19 protein-coding genes are annotated in these 23,040 nt (G+C 49.4%); 12 read left to right on the top strand and 7 right to left on the bottom strand.

Annotation, left to right across the window (positions count from 1 at the left end):
* A partial coding sequence (locus tag GNP95_RS24465; protein ID WP_155613041.1) for an IS3 family transposase occupies positions 1-90 on the top strand: 90 nt, incomplete at its 5' end.
* Positions 91-145: 55 nt separating this feature from the next.
* Here the strand turns inward: GNP95_RS24465 and GNP95_RS24460 are convergent.
* Complete coding sequence (locus GNP95_RS24460) at positions 146-1,411, bottom strand: polysaccharide deacetylase family protein (protein ID WP_155613430.1); 1,266 nt, start codon at positions 1,409-1,411, stop codon at positions 146-148.
* Positions 1,412-1,454: 43 nt separating this feature from the next.
* The gene (locus tag GNP95_RS24455) at positions 1,455-2,162 is read right to left on the bottom strand and encodes a hypothetical protein (protein ID WP_230873991.1); all 708 of its coding nucleotides are present in this window, start codon (positions 2,160-2,162) and stop codon (positions 1,455-1,457) included.
* 344 nt (positions 2,163-2,506) lie between these two features.
* Here GNP95_RS24455 and GNP95_RS24450 point away from each other — a divergent pair, with 344 nt between their 5' ends.
* Positions 2,507-4,417: a beta-N-acetylhexosaminidase gene (locus tag GNP95_RS24450; RefSeq protein ID WP_155613428.1), complete on the top strand. Its 1,911-nt coding sequence runs from the start codon at positions 2,507-2,509 to the stop codon at positions 4,415-4,417.
* 113 nt (positions 4,418-4,530) lie between these two features.
* On the opposite strand, the gene GNP95_RS24445 is transcribed toward GNP95_RS24450, so the two are convergent.
* On the bottom strand, positions 4,531-8,523 hold the full coding sequence (locus GNP95_RS24445; protein WP_155613427.1) for a glycosyl hydrolase family 18 protein: 3,993 nt from the start codon (positions 8,521-8,523) through the stop codon (positions 4,531-4,533).
* Positions 8,524-8,876: 353 nt separating this feature from the next.
* Between GNP95_RS24445 and GNP95_RS24440 the strand changes: the two genes are divergently transcribed.
* The 5 genes from GNP95_RS24440 (at position 8,877) to csaA (ending at position 13,201) form a co-directional block, all read left to right on the top strand.
* Positions 8,877-9,224, top strand: coding sequence for a zinc ribbon domain-containing protein YjdM (locus GNP95_RS24440; protein ID WP_155613426.1), 348 nt, complete (start codon positions 8,877-8,879; stop codon positions 9,222-9,224).
* A gap of 178 nt (positions 9,225-9,402) precedes the next feature.
* On the top strand, positions 9,403-10,323 hold the full coding sequence (locus tag GNP95_RS24435; RefSeq protein WP_155613425.1) for a pentapeptide repeat-containing protein: 921 nt from the start codon (positions 9,403-9,405) through the stop codon (positions 10,321-10,323).
* 181 nt (positions 10,324-10,504) lie between these two features.
* Positions 10,505-11,566, top strand: coding sequence for an LLM class flavin-dependent oxidoreductase (locus tag GNP95_RS24430; protein ID WP_155613424.1), 1,062 nt, complete (start codon positions 10,505-10,507; stop codon positions 11,564-11,566).
* 351 nt (positions 11,567-11,917) lie between these two features.
* Entirely contained in the window at positions 11,918-12,685 is a 768-nt protein-coding gene (locus GNP95_RS24425; protein ID WP_155613423.1) for a TerC family protein, read from the top strand.
* 186 nt (positions 12,686-12,871) lie between these two features.
* The gene (gene csaA, locus GNP95_RS24420) at positions 12,872-13,201 is read left to right on the top strand and encodes a chaperone CsaA (RefSeq protein WP_330163607.1); all 330 of its coding nucleotides are present in this window, start codon (positions 12,872-12,874) and stop codon (positions 13,199-13,201) included.
* A 115-nt stretch (positions 13,202-13,316) separates the two neighbouring features.
* Here the strand turns inward: csaA and GNP95_RS24415 are convergent, their stop codons facing one another.
* Positions 13,317-13,745, bottom strand: a complete 429-nt coding sequence (locus GNP95_RS24415; RefSeq protein ID WP_155613422.1) for a MarR family winged helix-turn-helix transcriptional regulator — start codon at positions 13,743-13,745, stop codon at positions 13,317-13,319.
* A gap of 133 nt (positions 13,746-13,878) precedes the next feature.
* Between GNP95_RS24415 and GNP95_RS24410 the strand changes: the two genes are divergently transcribed.
* Positions 13,879-14,463: an NAD(P)H-dependent oxidoreductase gene (locus GNP95_RS24410; protein WP_155613421.1), complete on the top strand. Its 585-nt coding sequence runs from the start codon at positions 13,879-13,881 to the stop codon at positions 14,461-14,463.
* Between the two features lie 259 nt (positions 14,464-14,722).
* Here GNP95_RS24410 and GNP95_RS24405 read toward each other — a convergent pair whose 3' ends face one another.
* Positions 14,723-14,986 (bottom strand): helix-turn-helix domain-containing protein, encoded by a 264-nt coding sequence (locus tag GNP95_RS24405; protein ID WP_155613420.1) that lies wholly within the window; start codon positions 14,984-14,986, stop codon positions 14,723-14,725.
* Between the two features lie 199 nt (positions 14,987-15,185).
* On the opposite strand from GNP95_RS24405, the gene GNP95_RS24400 reads away from it, so the two are divergent.
* The 4 genes from GNP95_RS24400 (at position 15,186) to GNP95_RS24385 (ending at position 19,659) form a co-directional block, all read left to right on the top strand.
* Positions 15,186-16,574 (top strand): transcriptional regulator, encoded by a 1,389-nt coding sequence (locus GNP95_RS24400; protein WP_155613419.1) that lies wholly within the window; start codon positions 15,186-15,188, stop codon positions 16,572-16,574.
* Positions 16,561-16,701, top strand: a complete 141-nt coding sequence (locus tag GNP95_RS24395; RefSeq protein ID WP_155613418.1) for a hypothetical protein — start codon at positions 16,561-16,563, stop codon at positions 16,699-16,701. The genes GNP95_RS24400 and GNP95_RS24395 overlap by 14 nt, the downstream gene beginning before the upstream one ends.
* 243 nt (positions 16,702-16,944) lie before the next feature.
* On the top strand, positions 16,945-17,931 hold the full coding sequence (locus GNP95_RS26640) for a ComEA family DNA-binding protein (RefSeq protein WP_155613417.1): 987 nt from the start codon (positions 16,945-16,947) through the stop codon (positions 17,929-17,931).
* 24 nt (positions 17,932-17,955) lie between these two features.
* Positions 17,956-19,659: an AAA family ATPase gene (locus GNP95_RS24385; RefSeq protein ID WP_230873989.1), complete on the top strand. Its 1,704-nt coding sequence runs from the start codon at positions 17,956-17,958 to the stop codon at positions 19,657-19,659.
* A 643-nt stretch (positions 19,660-20,302) separates the two neighbouring features.
* Here the strand turns inward: GNP95_RS24385 and GNP95_RS24380 are convergent.
* Positions 20,303-22,246, bottom strand: coding sequence for an FtsX-like permease family protein (locus GNP95_RS24380; RefSeq protein ID WP_155613416.1), 1,944 nt, complete (start codon positions 22,244-22,246; stop codon positions 20,303-20,305).
* The gene (locus tag GNP95_RS24375) at positions 22,236-22,997 is read right to left on the bottom strand and encodes an ABC transporter ATP-binding protein (RefSeq protein ID WP_155613415.1); all 762 of its coding nucleotides are present in this window, start codon (positions 22,995-22,997) and stop codon (positions 22,236-22,238) included. The genes GNP95_RS24380 and GNP95_RS24375 overlap by 11 nt, the downstream gene beginning before the upstream one ends.
* Positions 22,998-23,040 lie beyond the last annotated feature (43 nt).

Here is a 23,040-nt window from a genome sequence, read left to right as displayed (position 1 = left end):
ATCGAGTACTACAATCACAAGCGTATCAAGGCAAAACTAAAGGGAATGAGCCCGATCCAGTACCGAACTAATTCCCAGAGTTTCGCTTAATAAATTAATAACTGTCTAACTTTTCGGGGTCACTTCAAAAGGGTGGTCTTCATGGTTATTGCAAATTGACAAGCTCCAGGTTCTGTTCCTTCAGGAACTGAATGATTCGCGGCAAGGCGTCAACCGTGGCCTGGGATTCATGGAGAAGAATAATCGATCCGTTAACTTTGGTCTTTGCCACGGAATTGTAAATTTTCTCGGCATCCCGGCTTTCCCAATCCTTGGTGTCCACGTTCCACAGCACCATCTTGTTATCGATTCCACGTACAATGTCGGTGATCGAATCATTGTAGGCTCCGTAAGGAGGCCGGAACAGCACGACAGGCTCGTTGGTGATTTTCTGAATCAGCTCATTAGGATGCGTGATTTCATACTTTTGTTTATCGCTAGACAGCTTGGGCAATTCCAAATGATTCATGCTGTGGCTGCCGACTGTGTACCCGCTTGATTTTGCGTATTGCACCGATTCAGGGTACTTTTTAACGTTTTTCCCGACAAAAAAGAAGCTGCCCCCAACTTCATGTTCTGTCAGGATATCCGTTATCGCCTTAGTATACTTCGATGGGCCGTCGTCAAAGGTCAGCGCCACTTTGCCTTTAGGAAGGTTGAAGGTAACGGTTTCCTCTAGGGCTACGGTCGGTAAAGCTGGCTGAACGGACTCCTGCAGAGATTGTCTCGGTTCGCCGGTAGGGCTGGTTTTGAACTGTGAGCTAACGGTGACAGCTCTGTGGCCTGCCACGTATCCGGCGAAATTTCTGTTGATTTCGCTCTCGCCGATACTTACGCTTGCCATTTCACCGCTGGCTGCCTTATAGATAAAGGTTGGCACAGAAGATCCCAGCAGAACCGTGAAAACCAGGCTCAACAACGCAACTGCCGACCAGGTTAACCTGCGCTGGAGCTTAGGCTGACGGACTACCTTCGCCGCTGGGGACTCCTGCGGAGGCGGCACCTCGGATTTAGCTGACCGGGTTTGGATTTCGCTGGCGGGCTCATTGTTCTTGATCGCATTTAATCCGCTTACATAGGCTTCCGAGCAGGAGAAATAGACTCTCTCGCTTTGATCGCGGTAGGTTTTGGTCAGGAAGCTTTCGTATTGGTTTTTGGCGGAATTCCAAGAGCTATGGAAGGATAATCTATATTTGTAGACCCCTTCCGGTTCCAGGATGGCCAGCAGGCTTGCCGCTGTTTCCTCGTCGATATGCCACAGCAGCTCTAATTCCTGATCAGAGGTCAACTTGACTCGCAAATAGGATTGATCTAGCTCTTTATGGACGGAATGAAGCTCTAGCAGCTTCACCTGATAGACTTGCACGGACATAGATATCTCCTTTCTCTAGCAGTAACTAGAGAGCAGGTAGTCATTATTCGGAAGTTGAAGTGGATTTTGATGAGAAGGAGAACGACATCCGCTCTGTAAAATCGTTGATCGTCTGCATTAACTCGGCTTTTTCCGCCAAAATTTTTGCGTATTGTGCCTCGAACTTCGTATTCTCAGCTTCCAACTCTCGGATTCTCTCTTCCAGTTCTCTCATCGTTAGCATATTTTGATACTGGATATTCGCCGACTCTTCTTTGAGCAGGTTATACTTGTTGATTTCTTTCTCCAGCTGGCTGGATACCTTCTCGAAGTCGTGGTTTGCCGTACTTTGATACTCTTTATAGTCTTCGAGAAGCTGATCATAAGCCATTTGCTTGTTGGTCAGGCTAGTTTCCAGCGTGCGGATTTCCTTGCTTTTATCTTGAATAATCTGTTCCTTCTTGACCAGATCATACTTTAAACGGCTGATCGCTTCATTTGCCGTCTGCAGCTGCTGCTCGTAATCTTCGTTTTTGTACAGAATCAACTGCCGCTCATTCAGCATGTTCTCAAGAGAAACGACTAAATCCAGAGATACTTTATCAAGATTCTCTTTAGAAAGCATGTATTTCTTGCTAGAGCTTTCCGATGGACTGGGTACTTCCTTGTGGCTAACCGTATCTTCGACTAGCTCTAGAGGTTCTTCTACCCCTTCTTTGGCAGTTGGAACAGGTTCATTTGAATTAGAAAGAACGCCTTTCAACCAACCCATTGACTTATTTTTAGTATCCCTAGCCATAGCTTCGTCTCCTAAAATAAAATAGTTTAGACAGTTCTGACCTAAAAAATGTGAAAAACATTACTAAAGTAGTAGTTATGTATGAAATACGACGTATCAAAAATAAATCTATCTAATGACATTGTATAATTATGTGGAATAATGTCAATATAATGCCAATGGCCTACTACGTTTATCTTATTTTATTTAGTAGTTAATCTATGAAAATGATCAGAGGAATTTCCCCCTTTAGGCTATATTTTTTCTAGTATAGTAGGTAGTAAAGCGCTTTATATTCTGGATAGCGTGGAAAAAGCCTGTATATTAGGAGGGGGAAAATGAAGCTGCGCTTTGAAGGAAATGTGACGTCTCTGCGGCCTGGAATTCAGGCCTTGTCGCAGGAAATTGCCTTTACGGAAGATGAGGCCGGTCTTCCCGTTCAGGTAGAATCCTCTGCCGGCGATCTTGAAATCGGATTGAACGAAGGCGGGGCGTACATCCGCTTCGCCAGAAAACACCAATTCTTTCGGGGGTTGGGTCTGCTTGTGCAGTATGGCCGAAACGGCAGGCCTTTTACAATTCGGGAAACGGAGCAGTTTGACACGATCGGCCCGATGTTCGACTTGTCCCGCAATGGTGTCCTGACGTTGGACAGCTTCAGGTTTTTGCTGCGAAAAATGGCGTTGATGGGCCTAAACACGGTGATGCTGTATCTCGAGGATACCTATGAAATTAGCGGCGAGCCTTACTTCGGTTATATGCGGGGACGTTATACGCAGGATGAGCTCCGGGAAATCGATGATTACGCGGATCAATTTGGAATTGAGGCATTCCCAAGCATCCAGACCCTTGCGCACCTGGAGGAGTTTCTAAAATGGGAGCCGGTGTCCTTCTATAAAGACACGAAGGGAGCGCTCCTGGTCGGAGATGAGAGAACCGAGGAATTGGTCGACCGGATGATCGAAGCGGTCAGCGCCCCGTTCCGCAGCCGGAAGATCCATATTGGCATGGATGAAGCGGAGGAGCTTGGCCGGGGCAAATATCTGGATCAGAACGGATATGTAGATAGATTTGAAATCATGACCGGCCATTTGGAGAAGGTGCTCGAGATGGTGCGCCGCCGGGGACTGAAGCCGATGATGTGGAGCGATATGTTCTTGAAATTTGCCTCGAAGGACGGGGCGGAGCATTATGATACCGAGACACAGATCCCTGAGGAAATGGCGCGCAGAATTCCAAAGGATGTGGATATGGTGTACTGGGATTATGCGCACATCGACAAAGAGGATTATGTAAAGCTGATTGCGAAGCATCGGCCGCTGGGCTGCAATCTGGCATTTGCCGGGGGGATTTGGGTGTTCAACACCTTTGGCGTGAACTATGGGCTGTCCCTGAACGCTACGGATTCGGCGCTTCAGGTATGTAAGCAAGAGGGCATTCGTGAAGTCTACGCCACGATGTGGGGCGACGACGGCATGGAGGGGAATCCGTATGCGGCACTGCTCGGGTTGCAGTTTTACGCGGAGCATGCCTATACGGAAGGAGAACTGGCCTGGAGCCAGGTGGCGGAACGGGTAAAGTTCTGTACAGGCATCGAGGCTGAGGCATTCCTGAAGTTCAAGGATCTAGATGAGACGCCAGGCTCGGAGCCAAATAACAGCAAGCAGAGCAACCCATCCAAATTCCTGCTGTATCAGGATGTGCTGCTGGGGCTGTTTGATAAGCAGATTGAGGGGCTGGCCATGGCGGACCATTATGCGCAGCTTGAGCAGGAAATTCGCCGAGTGCGCGTAAAGGATGCCGAGCTGGATTATTTGTTCGACGTGCCGGAGAAGCTGTGCGCGGTGTTGAAGCAAAAAAGCGAAATTGGCCTTGAACTGAAGCGGGCCTATGACTCCGGCGATCAAGCCGAGCTGCGGCGTATTGCGGAGGGGGTGCTGCCGTCCATTGCGGCCGCGGTCAAGGAGCTGAGAGCCGCGCATCGCTCTCAATGGCTGCGGATGTTCAAGCCGTTCGGCTGGGAGGTTATCGATATCCGTTATGGCGGAGTCTTGAGTCGGCTGGATACGGCTGCGGTAAGGCTGCTTGACTACGTAGACGGCCGAATACCGGCCATTGAAGAGCTGGAGCAGGATCGGCTGGTATACAGCTCGGTCAACCGCTTCAATCAGAAGGGAGCGGGCTGGTGCAGTTATTATTACCGCATGGCCTCGCCAAACGTCTTTTTCCATGTCATCAATCCATTTTAATTTTATAGGCCCAACGGTCGGCTGTTGTGCCGCGAAGAAGTAAAGCAGCAAGCCTCCCTAAATAGAGGGGGCTTGCTGCTTTTTGGGTTGTGCAGATCATTGGCGTAGAACAATTAATTCGATAATTGCAGTGCGCGCAGCATTCTCATGACGGTAGCTACGTTCTGCTCACGGGTCACATACGCCCCAGGAGCCAGTTCGTCAGCTGACATTCCATAAATAATGTTGTGCTCTACCATGGAAGCCATAGCCTCCCGGGCAAAGGAAGCAATGGCCTGCTGATCTTTAAATCTGTTCAATGCTGCCGCTCCTGCAGCATTCTCTTTGCCTGCGTAGCTCATCGCATTGGCCAGCATGACCGCCAGCTCCTGACGGGTAACCAGCCCATTTGGATCGAAGGCAGCGCCTGTTCTGCCCTTGATCAGCCCTGCAGCATAAGCGGCGGCAATATCATTCGCATACTTCGATTGCGGATCTACATCGGCAAACACCGGTTCGCTCGTTTCAGGAATAATCCCCAGGCCTCTTACAATCATCGATATGATTTCGGCGCGGGTCGTTTCTTGCTTGCCCCCAAAATGCTGGGCATTCTCGCTTGCTGTGATCAACTTGGCTATAGCCTCAGCCACATCCTTTGCGGCCCAATGCGAGACATCAAGAAGGTTAGGGGGGCTGGATTGGGCCAGTGCATAAATACCGTTGCCCGTTTTCTTGATTTCCACAGTGATTGTACCATCGGAATTGACTTTAACAACGGTAGGCACAGAACGGATTTCATTGCTGTCTGGAATATAGATGATACCGATGAGGCTTTTGACGTCGATGCTGCCTGCATCCATTGTAATAAATTCGCTTACCATCGACTTGCCGAAATGCTTGAGCCCTTTTGTCGTATTATCCGCGTTCTGTTTTTCGATCCGGAGTACGGTCGGCTCTGTCAGCACCTTCTTGCCCTGCAGCAGCTCCTTCAGGGCGGCTGTTTCAGCTGGAGCCGGAGCTGCGATGGAAATGCTCGCATTTCCTTCTCCGGCAATCAGAGCTGCAGGAATCCGATGCTCCCTTCCGTCCAGAAGCAGCGACAGGCTGCTCTGCGGTCCTTTGGCGGCCAGGGCGGCAATCACTTCTGCTGGAATGTCGAGCTCCGCTTGCTTCGCTTGATCTCCAGCAGCGACTTGGAAATTCAAGGAGTTGGAGTTGTGAATTGCTTCAACTGCTGTGTCGGCCGACAAGGTTACCACGGCCCTATCCCCATCAAGGACGACTTTGGCGTCGAGCTGTCCTTCCGGCTTGGGCTTCTGCGGGGCTGGTGGAGTCGAACCCGAACCAGAGCCGCCCGATCCTCCGGAACCGCCAGATCCACCTGATCCAGCACCGATTGAAGTTTGCGCAGTCAGCACGTTAGAAGCCGCAGATACCTTCTCAATCTGTTCACTTGACTTTGCAATCGCCAGCACGTGGATTTGGTAAGTAGTATTTGGACTAAGAGAATTGATGGCGTATTGGCTGGCAGTTGTTGTTCCGACCATCGCGTTATTCACATAGACTTCATACTCGGTCGCTCCTGTAACCGCTCCCCATTGGACCTGCAGCGAATTCGCCGATTTGGAAGCCAATGCAAGCTGGCCAGGAGCTGCTAGAGCGGAAGAATTTACGCTGCCGTCAATTGGCAGTTCATGCACTAACTGTGTCGTCAGTGTCCGGTTGCGATCGCCGCTGACATCCCAGCTCATCACGCCTGCGATATCCAGAGATTTGACGATCGAAGCCGTATACATCATGGTTGCTGCGTCGTTATAGGTTACGAAGCCTTTGGTGTCCTCGCTGTAAAGGTAAGGTACCTTGGCAGCTTCATTCCAATAACGGACATAGCCGTCTTTGTTCAAGAAGTTCTCTTCAACGTCTGTAAAATCCAGTATGCCTGCTTCCCATGTTCCCGGCAGAATGCTTCCGCAGGTCTCATATTGGCCATTAGCAGGGCAATCCGCCCATGCTTTGCCGTAATAAGGCACACCCACAGCTAATTTATGCTTAGGCACCCCACCGTTCAAATGGCCGAGCAGGCCGCCAAGCACATTGTTTCTCGGGGCTGTGCTCGATGCGAGCGGATGCTCCTTGTCATAGAACAGCGGCGAATTATGGTGCGCAAGCGTCTCCCAGCTTCCGCTGTAATCGTAACTCATAATGTTGATCGTATCGAGATACTTAACTGAGTTGGCGAGGTCGGCATTTCTAACGAAATTGTCGCCCTGACCGGAGGCGATCGTTAGTATATAGTATTTGTTGTCCTCGGAGCCGGCTGCATCCAGCGCCTCCCGGACGGTCTTCATGAGCAGCGTGAAGTTTATCGGGTCCTCCGGGCTTTTGGAGTTGTCGTCTTCACCGCCCTCGACAGGATATTCCCAGTCCACGTCTAATCCGTCCAGCTTGTATTCACGGAGGAAATTAACCACAGAGTCTGCAAAGGAGCGACGGGTTTCCTCTGTACTTGCCATATTGGAGAAATGGTTGGACCAGGACCAGCCCCCGACGGAAATCATCAGCTTCAAATGAGGGTTCTGGTCTCTGATCTCCGCCAAAGCTTTGAAATTCACGAAATCGAATTCCGGATCTCCAATGATCATTTCGCCATTATAGACGTAGCGATTTTGTGCGGGAATAGTAGGGTCTTCACAGGCTCTTGCAGCGCTGCCGAACTTCTTCCAGCAAAGATCAGCAAAGGCGTAGTTAATATGTGTGATTTGCGATACATCAATATCCTTCGGGTGGAAATTGCGCCCCGTCGGACTAGCAGACCAGGAGGAGTAATAAGTAGTATTATTATAGTTGCTGCCCGGTACTACTTTGATTTCCTCACTCTTAGAAGAGGACCATAAGCGGTTGGAGGCAACGATCGTATAGTGATAGGCATTGCCTTCTTTAATCCCCTCGGCTAAGTAACGGTTCTCGCTGCTGGAGCCGATCTTGGTTCCATTTTGATAGATGTCATAGCTGGTAGCTCCAGGTACAGGCGCCCAGCCTAAGGCTGCTGAAGACCTTGTTGACGTTACGAGTTGCAAGCCTTTTGGCTGCGCAAGCTCGCCCCATTTGATGGATACCAGATTGCTATTTTCTGAAGGAGGCTCGTCATCATTTATCGCTGTCACAGCGAAAGTATAGGTTTCACCGGTTTTAAGCGGGCCGTAGGTTATTGTAGTGTTGTTCCGGCCTGAGGTTGTGTCTTCCAAAGTACCGTTTACATAGATGTTGTAGCCGGCCGCTCGCGGGCTCGAACCCCAGTTCAGCGTTACCGTATCTGCGGAGACATCGGTCACCTTCAGATAGCTTGGAGGCGCTAAAGGTGCCTCCTCATACACGGTGTTATCGGCCGTAGTTGTGAATTCGAGGATATTGCTCTTGAATGCTTTAGAAGGCCTGTGGTCATACCAGGTGATGTAGATCCGATAAGTCGTTTCCGGTTCCAGCCCTGAGACCGCATGCGTAGTTAGATTTCCCCAAGTGATGTACCCGTCGGTATCGGCATTCCAGACATCAATATCATTTGGGTCATTCGGGAGATAATCCCATTCAAAGGTTGCCTGGTTATGAGTTACCTCAACCAGCCGCAGATTCGCCGGGCCGGCAGTCTTCTCAGGTTTTCCGGGACCGTCGAGAGTCGTAAATTCCACGACATTGCTTTTATGCCGCAGTGCCGCGCCGGGGGCCGGTCTTTCATACCAGGTTGCATACAGCCTGTAAGTCGTATTTGGTTTTAAGTTGTCAATCGTACGGCTGTCGCCGCTTCCCCAGGTGAAATACTCGTCGGTATCGGCGTGCCAGACATCGATATCGGCTTTGTGATTCGGATCATTGGGATCATAATCCCATTCTATGGCAGCTTCTGTAGAAGTAATTGAAGATGGAATTACCCTTAAATTTTGCGGTGCTAGCGGGTCTTGAGGTGCGTAAGTGGAACTGGTCACTGTCGCAGGGGCATTTGCGGAGGAGGCTGTAGACTGAGGAGTTGAGCCATCTGCGGCGTAGGCAGTCATTGAGCTAAGCAGCGGTGTAAAAGCTAGTGCAAAGATCAGAAACCATACCATCCATTTTGCGCGTTTCCTGGGTATCATAGAGTTCACCATTTTCACCCCTATTAGGTTATCGACTTTATTGAAAGCGTTTACTAGAATTGCTGCGGTGTTTCGTATCAGCCTCCCTTCAGCTGCCAATTTGACGAAATCCCTTTTAAATTCTCAGTCCTTTCCTTATGGATGTTCATAAAATGTTAACACCTTAATCATGGAATCTGACCCGTAAATTGGGAAGGGGGAAATATTCATAAAAGAGGGATAAAATCTTATAATTCAAGCGATGTTTGCCAATATGGGCGGATTATGACACTATATAAGGCATATGGGCGCTCCTGTATGCTTGCTATCTTGCTATGCGGGCGCGCAACTACTGAACATAATGAATGGAGGACATGGAAGTTATGCCGCTGCCGAATTGCCCAAAATGTAGTTCTGAATATACATATGAAGATAGAGACTTGCTAGTATGCCCGGAGTGCGGCCATGAATGGTCGGCAAATGGCGAAAGCGCGGAGGGGGAAGGGGCTCGAGTCGTCAAGGATGCCAATGGCAATATTCTAAACGACGGCGATTCCATTACCGTTATCAAAGATTTGAAGGTGAAGGGAAGCTCCTCGGTCATCAAAATCGGGACGAAGGTGAAGAACATCCGTCTCATCGACGGGGATCACGATATCGATTGCAAAATCGACGGTTTTGGTGCGATGAAGCTGAAATCGGAATTCGTGAAGAAGATATAATTGCCAATTTTTGGATGAAAGCTTGATACGGTAAATATAAGAGAGGACAAGAGACCTCCTTCATCTGAAGGGGATCTTGTCCTTCTTTGTGTTGAGAAGCTGTGTTTTAAGGAATTTTTGATGCCATAAACTCCTCGGTTGTAATAGAATAATAACGTTTACAGGAAGGAGAATGAGCATGTCTGATAGCGATCGTGGACAAAGAAATTTTGCAACTTATGGGCATCATAATAATACAGCGGCTTCATCTCCCACTGGCTTAGGACGGGAATCGAATTTGCGGGCCGACTGCGAGAGCTGCTTCGGGTTATGCTGTGTTGCGCTTCCGTATGCGGCTTCGGTTGATTTTGCGATCGATAAAAATGCCGGACAGCCTTGCCCGAATCTACAGACGGATTTTCGCTGCGGCATTCACCAGAATCTCAGACAGTACGGTTTTCGGGGCTGTACAGTATTTGACTGCTTCGGTGCGGGCCAACAGGTCTCGCAAGGAACCTTCGGGGGGCGCGACTGGCGGCAGTATCCGGATACGGCTCAGATGATGTTCGAGGTATTTCCGGTAATGTGGCAGCTTCATGAGCTTTTATGGTATTTGGCCGAAGTGCTGACCATTCCATCTGCACGCTCCATTCATGAGGACGTTCGGATAGCTTTGGAAGAGACGGAACAATTGACATATCTTGACGCTGACATTCTCTTGAAACTGGATGTAGCTGCACACCGGGCTGAAATGAATAAGCTGCTCCTTCGAGCCAGCGAGCTTGTAAGATCGGCAGTATTGCAATCACTGAAGGGCTCGGCTGCTCGTCCAAAATCCTTTAACCGGGGCGCGGATTTGATCGGGGCTAAGCTTAAAGGCGCTGACCTTCGAGCAGCCAATTTAAGAGGGGCATACCTGATTGCCTCCGACGTTCGGGGCGCAGATTTAAGAGGGGCAGATCTCATCGGCGCGGATTTGCGGGATGCAGATCTTCGGGGGGCTGATCTTACGGACAGTATTTTTCTCACTCAGGCCCAAATCAACTCTGCCAAGGGAGATGCCCACACCAAGCTGCCGCCAGCCCTGGAACACCCTGCTCACTGGCTGTCGCCTGCCTAGTAATGGATAACCCTGCTTGAGATCCAGCTATAGCCTGCTTTTGTTCAGGATAGCCATTCCGCTAGAAATGGGATACAATGAGAGAAACAACAACTTACCGTTTGAATGGTTCTTACATTTAGAAAGTTAATTAGGAAGCTGAAAATGAAGTGAAATGGATGGATACAGGAGGGGTTTGACAATGGAAATAGGCATAAGCACTTTTGTAGAGACGTCGCCGGATGTGCATACCGGTGAGGTCATGAGCCATGCCCAGCGGCTGCGCGAGGTCGTGGAGGAGATTGTACTGGCCGACAAGGTAGGCCTCGACGTATATGGGGTTGGCGAGCATCACCGCAAGGATTATGCTGCATCTTCCCCGGCCGTCGTGCTGGCTGCGGCGGCAGCTCAGACGAAGCGGATTCGGCTGACGAGCGCGGTTACGGTGCTGTCCTCCGACGATCCGGTGCGGGTGTTCCAGGACTTCGCCACACTTGACGGAATTTCGAACGGGCGCGCGGAGATCATGGCGGGCCGGGGGTCTTTCATCGAGTCCTTCCCGCTGTTCGGTTATGATCTGCAGGACTATGATGAATTATTCGACGAGAAGCTGGAGCTGCTGCTCAAATTATGTGAATCCGAGAAGGTGACGTGGAGCGGTAAGCATCGGCCGGCGATTCATAACCTGGGCGTCTATCCGCGTCCGGTTCAGAGTCCGCTGCCGGTTTGGATTGGCAGCGGGGGGAACCAGGAATCGGTCATTCGTGCGGGGCTGCTTGGGCTGCCGCTTGTACTCGCGATTATCGGCGGGCGGCCGATCCAATTCGCTCCGCTCGTGCAGCTGTATAAGCGGGCAGCAGCTAAGGCCGGGCATGATGTATCCAAGCTGCCAATTGCGTCGCACTCGCATGGCTTCGTCGGGGAGGATACGGAGGCTGCCGCGGACAAATTCTTCCCTTCCACGCAGGCGGTCATGAACGTGATCGGCCGCGAACGGGGCTGGGGCCATTATGATCGTTCAAGCTTCGACGCCGCGAGGAGCCCGGATGGGGCGCTGTACGTTGGCGACCCGGAGACGGTGGCCCAGAAGATTATCAACCTGCGCAAGCATGTCGGGATTACCCGCTTCTTCCTGCACGTCCCGCTAGGTACGATGCCGCATGAGGATGTTATGCGCGCCATCGAGCTGCTGGGTACCGAGGTTGCCCCGCGGGTGCGTGAGGAAGTTGCCCGCTGGGAAGCGGAGAACGAGGGGAACATTTAAATAAGCCTGGGCACGAACATGTCCATTGACAAAACCCTAGTGAAGCCGTTATATTTAAACAAATTGATATTCTTCCAAAAGGGGAGTAGCTAATACAGCAAAGTCGTCATTTCGAAGACTCCGTCTTCCGGCTTTGTTGGCAACGAATTCGTTGTTAGCAAGACCTTTGCCAATGTTTTATTTCGGCAAGGGTCTTTTTTGATGGAAACCTTTGCCGGCCAGGCAAAGGTTTTAGTTGTTTTATGGGCTCTTAAGGGGGGATCAGGCGTCCGAATTCATCCGGATGGATGATTTACAAGGTAAAAAGCCAACAATAGTAACAGTAAAACGAGTCAGGAGAGGGGATAGAAAATGGATTTCTCAATGTTGTTGGAATATGGTTGGGTTTTAGTATTATTGGTCGCTCTGGAGGGTCTTCTGGCCGCGGATAATGCGCTGGTGCTGGCGATTATGGTGAAGCATCTGCCTGAATCGGATAGAAAAAGAGCTTTGTTCTACGGGCTCGCGGGCGCTTTTGTTTTCCGTCTTGCTTCGTTGTTTATCATCTCTTACCTGGTTGATGTATGGCAGATTCAAGCCATCGGCGCGTTGTATCTGTTATTTATTGCAATTAATCACATTGTCAGAAAGGTATTCATTAAGAAGCAAGGGCCCAAGGTGGAAAAAGAGAAGAAGCAATCCGGCTTCTGGACCACGGTTATCAAGGTTGAATTAGCGGATATTGCTTTTGCGGTAGATTCAATTTTGGCAGCCGTCGCGATGGCGATGACGCTTCCGGATACGCCGCTTCCGGCGATTGGCGGCATGGACGGCGGGAAGTTTATCGTCGTGTTCGCAGGGGGGCTGATCGGGCTGATCATTATGCGGTTTGCCGCCAACCTGTTCGTGAAATTGCTGCACTCCAGACCAGGCTTGGAAATTGCCGCCTTCGCCATCGTCGGCTGGGTGGGCGTCAAGCTCGCTGTTTTAACGCTGGGACATGAGGATGTAGGCATCATCTCGTCCGAGTTTGCGCACTCGACGCTTTGGAAGCTGATCTTTTATTTTGTTCTTATCGTCATCGGTGCGTCGGGCTGGTTCCTCTCCAAAGAGAAGAAGCCGTCCGTGGCCGGGTCATAATGCATAAGGGGCTGAGCCTAAGTTGCAGGACTTGGGGGCAGCCTCTTTTGCAGCCTCTTTTTAATAAATGGATTGACATTAAAGTAACTTTAAGGTCAGTCAAGGATTATGGAAACAAAGTGTCGAAATAAGAAACTATAAGGCATTCATGTGCCCCATCTGTAAAAATTGGAGTGAGTACTTAAAGTGGCAACGATAGAGGATTTTTTGAAGTTGGATATTCGTATAGGGACTGTGGTCAAAGCAGAACCTTTCCCGGAAGCGCGGAAACCTGCAATAAAGCTAGAGATTGACTTCGGCGAGCTTGGCATTAAGGGTTCTTCGGCTCAAATTACGAGAAGATATGAACCGGAACAGCTGATAGGCCGGCAGGTGGCGGCCGTAGTCAATTTTCCGGTAAGGCGGATTGCCGGTTTTGAATCGGAGGTGCTGGTCATCGGGGGCGTTCCCGCGGAAGGCGACGTCGTACTGTTAAAGCCGGATCAGCCTGTTAAAAATGGTACACCCGTTGCTTAAGAGTATGCGGTCAGGGGCTTCCATTTAATTTAAAGACAGCGCTGTAACAAGTCTTTGATATAGCCTGAATGAGAAGAGCCTAGCGGCATCCCCGCTGGGCTCAGTCGTTTTATGCTCAGTAAAACACCTTTCGATGCAGCAGATCGAGCGCTCTCTCGATCTCTTGCAATTCCTCCTCGGAAATATGAGCGATTCGTTCCGCAAAACGGGACTCCACATGCCGGAAGGCCTCAGTCATCATCTTCTCCCCTTGTGGGGACAGTCGAATATACTGCTTGCGCCGGTCATCTTTATCCGTTACCCTATCGCACAGCTGCTTCTCACTTAATTTTCGGAGCTCCCGGCTCGTATTTGGCATGGAAATATGCATGCATTCGCTGATTTCACTCAGCGTTACCGGCTGGTTAATGGTAATGTATTCGAGCATTTTATATTGAAGAGGCGTAATGTCTTCAGATTTAGCATCTCTTGTCATATTACTCGTTATATCATGCATGGCTGCTGTAAAGGTCACAAATTTTTGGAACAGTGCTTTCTTGTCCATAAGATCACCTCTACAAGAACGATAACAAAGTGATTATCATAAAACAATTATCATATAATAATTATCATTTGACAATAAAACATGGGATGTGCTACCCTTTGCTTATCAAATGATAAGTAAAGGGGGGTTGGCGATGAATTTATTAGTTATCTATACACATCCGAATCATCAGAGCTTGAATTATGCGTTTTTGCAGGAGGTCATCCGGGGCAGTGAGGAGAATGCGGCGATTGGGGAGGTCAAGGTGCTCGATTTATACAAAGAAGGCTTCAACCCGGTCCTGGTATTCCATGAAAATAAGCGCAGAAGGGATATGCATACCGATCCTGATTTAGCGCCATACAGAGATCAAATTATTTGGGCGGATAGGATCGTGTTTATTTATCCGATCTGGTGGGGGCGGCCTCCAGCCATGCTGCTCGGTTACATCGACCAGATGTTTGCTTCGGGGTTCGCCTATAGAGATAAAGGTGGAATCTTTCCAGAGGGATTGCTGAAAGGGAAATCCGTCGTTTGCATTTCCACGATGAAGGGACCAACCCATTATCCGCTGTTCTGGCTCAATAACGCCCATAAAACATTAATGCGCAAGGCGCTGTTTAATTATGTTGGCATCAAGAAGGTGAAATTTTTTGAGTTCGGCAATATGGAAAGTCCGCGGGGGAAGCATAAGGAGAAGCTGGAGAGGGTGTATCGGTATTTTAGTGGGATGAATTAATTGCCGATATTCCGGAAAAGGACTTAGAAGAAGTTGCAGACTTTATAGGATATTTGAAAATGAAACGGGAAAATGGAATGTTAAGGGAGTTAAACCAGGCTTCTGAAAGCAGTTTGGACTTCTGGAACAACGATATTGATGAAGAAGTATGGAATGATGCTTAGTCGGGGGAATTAAAAGCCGAGCCGGAATACGAGCAATAAAAATAGGAAGACAAATTTGAAATAAAAAGAGCCCTGCGGTATTACTGCAAGGCTCTTTACTTTTGTTTTTGGTCGATGTTTGTGTACTTCTCCATTTCAATTTCTACCAGCCGTAAGAAATCAGACGGCTTGATCTTCAACCCTGTACAGAGCTCAAATATTTTAGTTACCGAAGGCTCGTTTCGGCCTACCTCAATCATCGAAATATAGGATCGGTCAACTTGGCAAATTCCTGCCAAGTCTTCTTGGCTTAGATTTTGTTTTATTCGTAGCGACTTCAATACTTTTCCTATAGAAGCCTTAATTTTCCCGTTATTCAACCTGGAATATTCTCCTTTTAATACTAATTATCCCTCCGGTATAATGGAATCTACAGATAAAGTATTCAACAAAAAGGGTTTTAATGGTAATATAAAGGTGTTAATCAAATTACTTAATGAAGGGAGGTTTCTATACTAAAAAGCATTATTTCCTCTAAGAGAAATAAAATTCCCATCTTCTCGAAAGGAGGTTCTATCCATGCAACCAGCCACCACGATCCGACAGCTTTTGGAGAATTATATTCAAGGGAAAGGCCTGACGCTTCATCAATTTGCGAATTTTTCAGGTGTGAATGCGGGGACGCTTAGCAGCCTGATTAATCACCGCAAGCCGATGTCGATGCTTCAGGTCGATCGGATTAGTGCGGGTATGGGGTTGGCGGAGGGCAGCTTATACGAGTTGTATGTTGAGGAGTGCCTGGTACAATCCTCGCCGAATTGGCGCAGGCTGGGAGCGCTGCTTCGGCGCTGTGCTGAATTGGACAAGCTAGGCTGCATCCAGCGAATCATTCATGCGATCATGGACAATTTAGCCTACGCCCCATATCTGTTTGAGCTGGCGGAGCAGTGGTATCAGGCAGGAAGGAAGGATGCGGCATCGTTGTTATACCAATGTGTCGCCGAGAGTGAGAAATACCAGCATTCCGAACGATTGGCCCTCTGTCAGTATCGTTTATTTACGATTCATCTGGGGGATGACCGGGAGGCCAATATGAATTTGGCAGCTTCTTTTGAGCCTTACGTAGAACGCTTGGAAGAACGGGATCAATTAGATGCCCTTAAAAGCCTGGCGGATATCTATGCTGCCAATCAGCGCTGGGCTAAAGTTGGGGAACTCGCGGAGGAACTGGGGCGTAAAGCGAGGGTTCAGTATGCAGTGAGTTCCAGTGCGAATTCACGAAGCGAGTTTCCATCTGCGTCCATTCAACAAGAGGCGCGAAGGCCCTTGCTTTTCTACATTCTCTATGCCTATTTGCTGCAGGCTAACGTTTGTGAGGCGCGGGAAGATTACGAGCGGGCCCTTGACTTCGTTTCGTTATATACGGAGCCAAGCTGGGTGCAGAGCTGCAGTGAGACAGAGCGCATCATCATGAGTCAGTTTAAGGAATGGGGCCGGGCCAATGCCTGCCTATATCGACTGATGGCCGGGCAGTTGGAAGTATTGCCGGATTACGTGAAGTACGCGGCTGCTCATGATAGCGAGCGGGTGTCAGCCCTGTTGAAAATTACGGAGGCGGCGAACCGCCATCATTTTCAGGTGGATGATATTTTGGAGCGTTTCGGCCCGCATTTGAAGTTCGAGGGACGCGGGCATGCATTCGGGAGCTATCATGCGCAGATTGCAGCCGATCAGCATGCGCGATTGTTGGCGGAGCTGGCTGCCTACTATCTGTCTACAGAACGTGCTGAGACAGGAATAAATTATATACTGGCCTGCTTGGACTGCTGTGCTGATTACTATAACGAATCGGTCGTTATTCGGTGCGTGGGGTTATTTGAGAAGTATCGGGCTTGGGCAACGCCGGAAATGAAGAACAGGTATGCAAAATTAATAAGCGAGGTGCAAGGAAACCATGAGAAAAGGTAAATCCGTACTGTTGATTGTATGCAGTCTTGTATTAATTTTGGCTGTTTCTGAAGGGGTCGGAGGTCTGGCTGGCGTCATGTATAACGAACCTGGAATCAAACCGCTGATTCATGGCCTGGGAGGATAGGCTGTAGGGCAATTGAATTACCGTGACATGCACCCTTGAAAGGTTTATTGGAGAATCTCCTTGATTCTTCCGATAAAGTTCTAGAGGGTGTTTTTTTATTGTAAATTATGCTCGTGTCCGAATAGAAAGTGCTTCCTTTTTGGGTGGAATTCGTATATATCTATTAAAAATGCATTTAGACCGGGTGATCGATGAGCTATAAAGTACTACATAATCGAGGAACTGCAGTAAGGGGGGGATGGTGTGAGTCAGAAATATACGAACCAAAATCAGCCTTCAGGGATCGCAGCTAGCTGGTGGGTTGCGGCCACCTTTGTGCCTCTCGGGCTTACTAGCTTTGTGGCCTTTTTATACGCCGGGATCAGAGTGAAGAATCATGTCTGGCGTAATTTCGGGTTTATGTATCTTGGGCTGCTTATAGGGGCGTTTATGATGTCCGGCTCTGGGGTCGGCGCAAGCATTGTATTTACGATGTGGATTGTATCTATTATCCATGCCTTCACTATTCGCCAGGATTATTTGGTTCAGCTTGCTGCAATTAAGGAAATGGAGCAGCAGAGATCGCAGCAAATGTGGCAGGACAGTCAGAGCCAGTTCAATACAGCGACTGATGGCCGTACGCTGCCGCATAATATGCCGCCAGTGCCAAGGACGGTAGAGCTGCCGCCTTACAATATGCCGGCACCCGAAGGTATGGGCTCACCACAGGGCGCCGTGCCGCCTCCATCTGGAAGCATGCCGCCGCCGGTGGGCCATGTGCCACCTCCATCTGGAAGCATGCCGCCGCCGGTGGGCCAAGTGCCACTTTCATTAGGAGGTATGCCTCCGCCGCTAGGTAATGTACCACCTCCATCAGGCTGGATGCCTCCGCCCCAGGGCGCCGTACCGCCTCCATTTGGAGGCATGCCCTCGTCAATGGATAACGAACCTCTTTCATCCGGCAGTATGCCGCCGCTGACGAAGAGACCTTTGCTGGAGAGAGACAGGACGGATATCAATACGGCATCTGAGGCTCAAATTGCTTCGCTTCCGGGAATCGGAACGATTCTCGCCAAACGTGTCATGATGAAGCGTGAAGAGCTGGGAGGGTTCAAGTCCTTAGAGCATTTCTCGGATGTCATGGGGCTGAAAAAGTATACCCTTGATCGGATCGCGCCCCTTGTTGTTTTCTCACACAAGAGTAATGCTCCGATAAATTCACCTGCGTCAGGCAGGATCATCGACTATTAATTTGATTTGGAGGCAGGAACGCCAATGACTGTACCCGCATCAGGAACGCAATCGAAAACCAGAACCTTGCTAGCCAATCTGCTAAAGGCAAGGTTTCCTTACCTATATATCCAGACCTGGGAGGAAGACCGCGCCATGTCAGTCATTCGCTCCATTGCGCAGGATATTCCGCTGATCAAGACGCCAAGGGAAGTGCTGGTTTGGCGCATGACAACGGGTATCGTGGATGTGAGCGGCCATTCCCGCGATGACACCAAGCAGCCTTTGAAGGCGCTGGAGTTCATTGAGAAATACGATAGTCCCTGCATTGTCGTGCTGCAGGACTTTCATATTTATTTTGGAGGTCAAGGGAGAGCAGCGGATTACCAGGTTATCCGGAAGCTGCGTGACATATTGATTCGCATTAAGCAGAACCCGAACCCGATCAATGTCATTTTTACATCGCCGTTTCTAGTCCTGCCGGAGGAACTGCAGAAGGATATCACGATCGTTGATTTTGAACTGCCGTCCTTTAACGAAATCAAAACCGTGCTGGATGAAATGATTGCCGTTAACGAGAATAGAGGGCGCATTCAAATCGAAGTTACGGCCGAGGAGCGGGAGCGCATCGCCAAAGCGGCGCTTGGTTTGACGCTATCCGAGGCTGAGAATGCATTTGCCCGTGCGATGGTGGAAGACGGCCAGCTGGATATCCGGGATGTTGAGGTTATTCTCGAAGAGAAGGAGCAAATTATCAAGAAGACGGGCATTTTGGAGTTTATCCGTAGCGAACTGCGGATGGAGGATGTCGGCGGCTTAGAAAACCTGAAGCGCTGGCTGACGAGACGGAATAAATCCTGGCTGGATTCGGCCAGCAAATATGGCTTGCCTTCTCCTAAAGGGGTGCTGATCACAGGCGTACCGGGCTGTGGAAAAAGCCTGATCAGTAAATCCATCAGCTCTATGTGGCAGCTGCCTTTGCTGCGGCTTGATGTTGGAAAAATTTTTAGCGGCTTTGTAGGCAGCAGCGAAGAGAATATGCGCAAAGCGATCAAGACCGCCGAAGCGATCTCGCCTTGCATTTTGTGGATCGACGAGATCGAGAAGGGCTTCAGTGCGACATCCAGCAGCGGCGATGGCGGGACATCCGCCCGTGTGTTTGCCCAGTTCCTGACCTGGATGCAGGAGAAGACAAGCCAGGTGTTCGTGGTAGCCACGGCCAATAACATTGCCGGATTACCTCCGGAGCTTATGCGGAAAGGCCGCTTTGACGAAATTTTCTTTGTTGACCTGCCGACCAAGCGGGAGCGGAAGGAAATTCTGAAGGTTCATATGGGCAGACGCCTGACGCACCCGGAGGTCATTGGGGATTTCCAGTTAACGGACGAGGTGCTGGACGATTTGGCGGAAAAATGCGAGGGCTTCGTCGGAGCGGAAATCGAACAATTGGTCATTGATGCTTTGTTTGAAGCTTATGCGGTGGATCGTTCGATTCGATTGGGGGATTTCGAGCGGGCCATCGTAAACACGGTGCCGCTGTCGATTACCCAAGCCGAGCAAATCCGGGCGATCCGCGAATGGGCCAATGTGCGTGCAGTGACCGCAACGCCGAAGGAAGACTTGGAGGACTATGTGAAGGAAGAAGCTGTGCTGGACGGCGGCAACTCGGCACCGGGCAGCCCGGATCAAGGGGACGATGACGTGCGTTATAAACGGGCGGAAGAACCATCGATTTCTAGGCGCTCCTAAATACAAAGAACCGAGCAGAATGTAATATCTGCTCGGCCAGGCTGTCGAGAAAGTCTCGACAGCCTTCTTAATGAAAGAAAGGAAACCCAACGTCATAATGACGTGGGTTTCTCGACAATTTGAGTGTACCGAGTGGGTGTACTTCTGTTAAATATCTTATACATTTCGCAGTCGCTTATAATATGGCTCACTGTTTTGAAGCTGAATCAATATTGTCCCGATATAATAAGTCTTGCTGCAATTCACGAATTTCTCCAGTTATAATAAAGATTGAATACTTCTGATTCAAGCGTTATTTCGTTGCTCTCCTGAGAATGTATTCGATAATTCGAATATAATAAGCGGCATTACGGCTAAACGACCAAATATATATGAATTTTCATATACATTTACAGATTTTCTCCTCCTGAGCGAGTTTATATATGAATATTCGACTAGGATGAGCTGACTAATAGACGACTACTGTCTTTACTTCCGATATTGCTAATCCTGTTCTACAGACTAAAGCCTAGCATTTATTAAGGTCTTCACAATGTCTCAATATTCTGACAGAGCAGATATAACATCTGCTCTGCATTTTTAATTTCTACTAGGTCATGGCATGGGGTGCAAAGTTTACGGTCCGCCTTTGAAGTCATGTTCCTTACAAGGACTCCCGAATCACCCGTTTGTAATACAGCACCGACAGAATCGCGAAGATGGAGTAGAGCGCCGTATACAGCAGCATGACCAGAATCATCGGCGTCCACAGCTCGGTGCCAAACAGGAACCAGCCCGATTTGACGGCGAAGTAGCTGTGCAGCAGTCCCACCAGCAGCGGAATGCCGAAGTTGAACAATTGTTTGGCCTGAATCCCTTTTAACAAATCTCCTTGGGTGAAGCCGAGCTTTCTTAATATCGTGTAATTCGGCTTCTCTTCCTCGCTTTCATCCATCTGCTTGAAGTATAGAATGCAGCCAGAGGTCATCAGGAAGGTGAGGCCTAGGAAGCCAACCACGAACATGATCAGTCCCATTGTTTGCTTCTGGTTGCGTATGACGCCCAACTGCGATTCATTTGCCTGGTTCTGATCCAGTGCCAGTTCCTCAAATACCGCGTTCGCTTCCTCCAGCTTGGTCGGATTAGCAATATTGATTCCGATATATGCGGGGGAATCCTTTTGAATTTTCGGGTCGGCATCCTGCTTCAAGCGCTCGAATACGGATTGATCTACTACCACGATCGGAAAACCGCCGGTGTAATGCCAGGAGACAGGGTATTGGCGTTCAAAGGCACGAATTTGCAGCGGAACGGAATTCTCCCGTCCCATCAGCTGGATTTCACCGCTATCTTGAATGGCAAGGAAGTTTTGCATTACGTCGTTATACCCCCTCAAAAGCGTCTCCCCCTCGGACAGATCAAGCTGATCGACCGATGCATCGCTAATGACGCTAACGGATATGATTTTGGTATCAGAGGCATCATTTCCGAAGCGGTTCTCTATAACCTGACCGAAGTCCCCCTTAACCTGAAGCACTTCAATGAACGTCTCCTGGAACGGAATGCCGCCGGAGGTTAAAGCCGCTTTGAACTTGTCCGCATCTGCCTGAACTGTAAAGGCGAAGTCGTTAGGCACGTCGTTTTTTCCCGACCGTTCAGCCGAGTAATAGGCAATGTAGCTGAGCGACAACAGGCCGATGGCCAGTGCGGATACCGTCGTAATAATGGTCAGCAGCAGCGCGTTGGATTTCATGCGGAACATGATGGAAGAGAGTGACAGAACTTCGTTGATGTTCAGATATCCATCTTTTTTCCTGCGTATCAAATAGAAGATGAACCGTACCGACCCCTTATAGAACAAGTACGTACCCAAAATGACTGAGCCAAGGATGCCAACCATCGCTAGGAACAGTTGAATCATTTCAACAAAGTCTCCGCTGAACAGCCTCGTTGAAATGTAATAACCGAGCGCGATCAACGCTAAGCCGATGATACCGAGAATCATCTCCCACATGGACACCTTCTTCACCTTCTCCTCAGTCGAAGACAGCACCCGGAAGAGGGACAGAATGCTCTGCCGCTTCATGAACGCATAATTCATCAGCATGATGAGTGCATAAATCGCCAGGAATATGATGAGTGTCTGAATGAAAGCCTGAGTGGAGAACCTTAGCGCTGCCCCGGACTCCACACCGGTAATTTTGAACAAAATCATAATAATCAGCTTGGAAAAAGAAAACCCCACGAACATCCCAACCAGCATCGAACCGAAATAGAGAATGAAATTCTCCGCCGTCAGGATGCGGAAGATCCGGTTCTTGGTCAATCCGATCAATTGAAATAGACCGATCTCTTTACTGCGCCGCTTGATGAACAGATTATTGGCGTACAGCAGGAACACCGACACGATGACCACCAGCAGGACGGATCCAGCCCTCATCGCTGCACCGCCCTTGATGCTTCCTTTGATCTCATCCATGGCAGGGTCGTACTGCAGCGTAACGAAGGCAAAATAAAGCGCAACGCTGAAGATGAGGGCGAAAACGTACAGGTAATAGTTCTTGGCGTTCTTCTTCAGGTTGCGGAGAATGATGTAATTAATGCTCAACCTGCACCCCTCCTAGCAACCCCTGCGTCTTCATAATGTCTTTGAAGAACGTCTGCCTTGTCTCTTCCCCTTTATTTAACTGCGTGTAAATCTGCCCATCCTTGATGAAAATCACCCGCCCGCAGTAGCTCGCGGCAACCGGATCATGCGTCACCATGACGATCGTTGCCTGCCGTTTCTCGTTCAGCTCGCTCAGCTTGTTCAGCAAATCGGAGGCCGACTTGGAATCCAGCGCCCCTGTTGGCTCATCCGCAAAAATAATACTCGGCTCATGAATGAACGCCCGGGCGGCCGAGGTGCGCTGCTTCTGCCCGCCGGAAATTTCGTTCGGGTATTTGTCCTTCAGCTCATAAATGCCCAGCTCGGTTGCGACAGTCTGAAACTTACGGTCTGCTTCTTTCTTGGATACTTTGGAAATCGACAAGGGAAGCAGAATGTTCTCCTTCACGGTGAGCGAGTCCAGCAGGTTATATTCCTGAAAAATAAACCCCAAATGCCGCTTGCGGAATTCTGCCAGCTCTTTCTCCTTCATACCCGTCATTTCCTGGCCTTCGATGAGCACGATGCCGCCGCTCACCTGATCGATGGAAGAGAGGACGTTCAGCAGCGTTGTTTTTCCGGAGCCGGACGCCCCCATGATACTTACGAATTCCCCTTGCTCGATGCTCAGGTCGATCCCTTTTAAGACTTCTTGTTTATTGTATTTATTGCCGTAGCTTTTATGGATTTTCGTAGCTTCCAGTATCGCCATTTCTCCACACTCCTTTGTTCTCTAGCTCTATTATAAAAGGGAT

This window comes from Paenibacillus woosongensis, from assembly GCF_009725165.1.
Lineage (GTDB): Bacteria > Bacillota > Bacilli > Paenibacillales > Paenibacillaceae > Fontibacillus > Fontibacillus woosongensis.
Note: the sequence above shows the minus strand (reverse complement) of the source record. Positions and strands in the feature narration are given on the sequence as shown.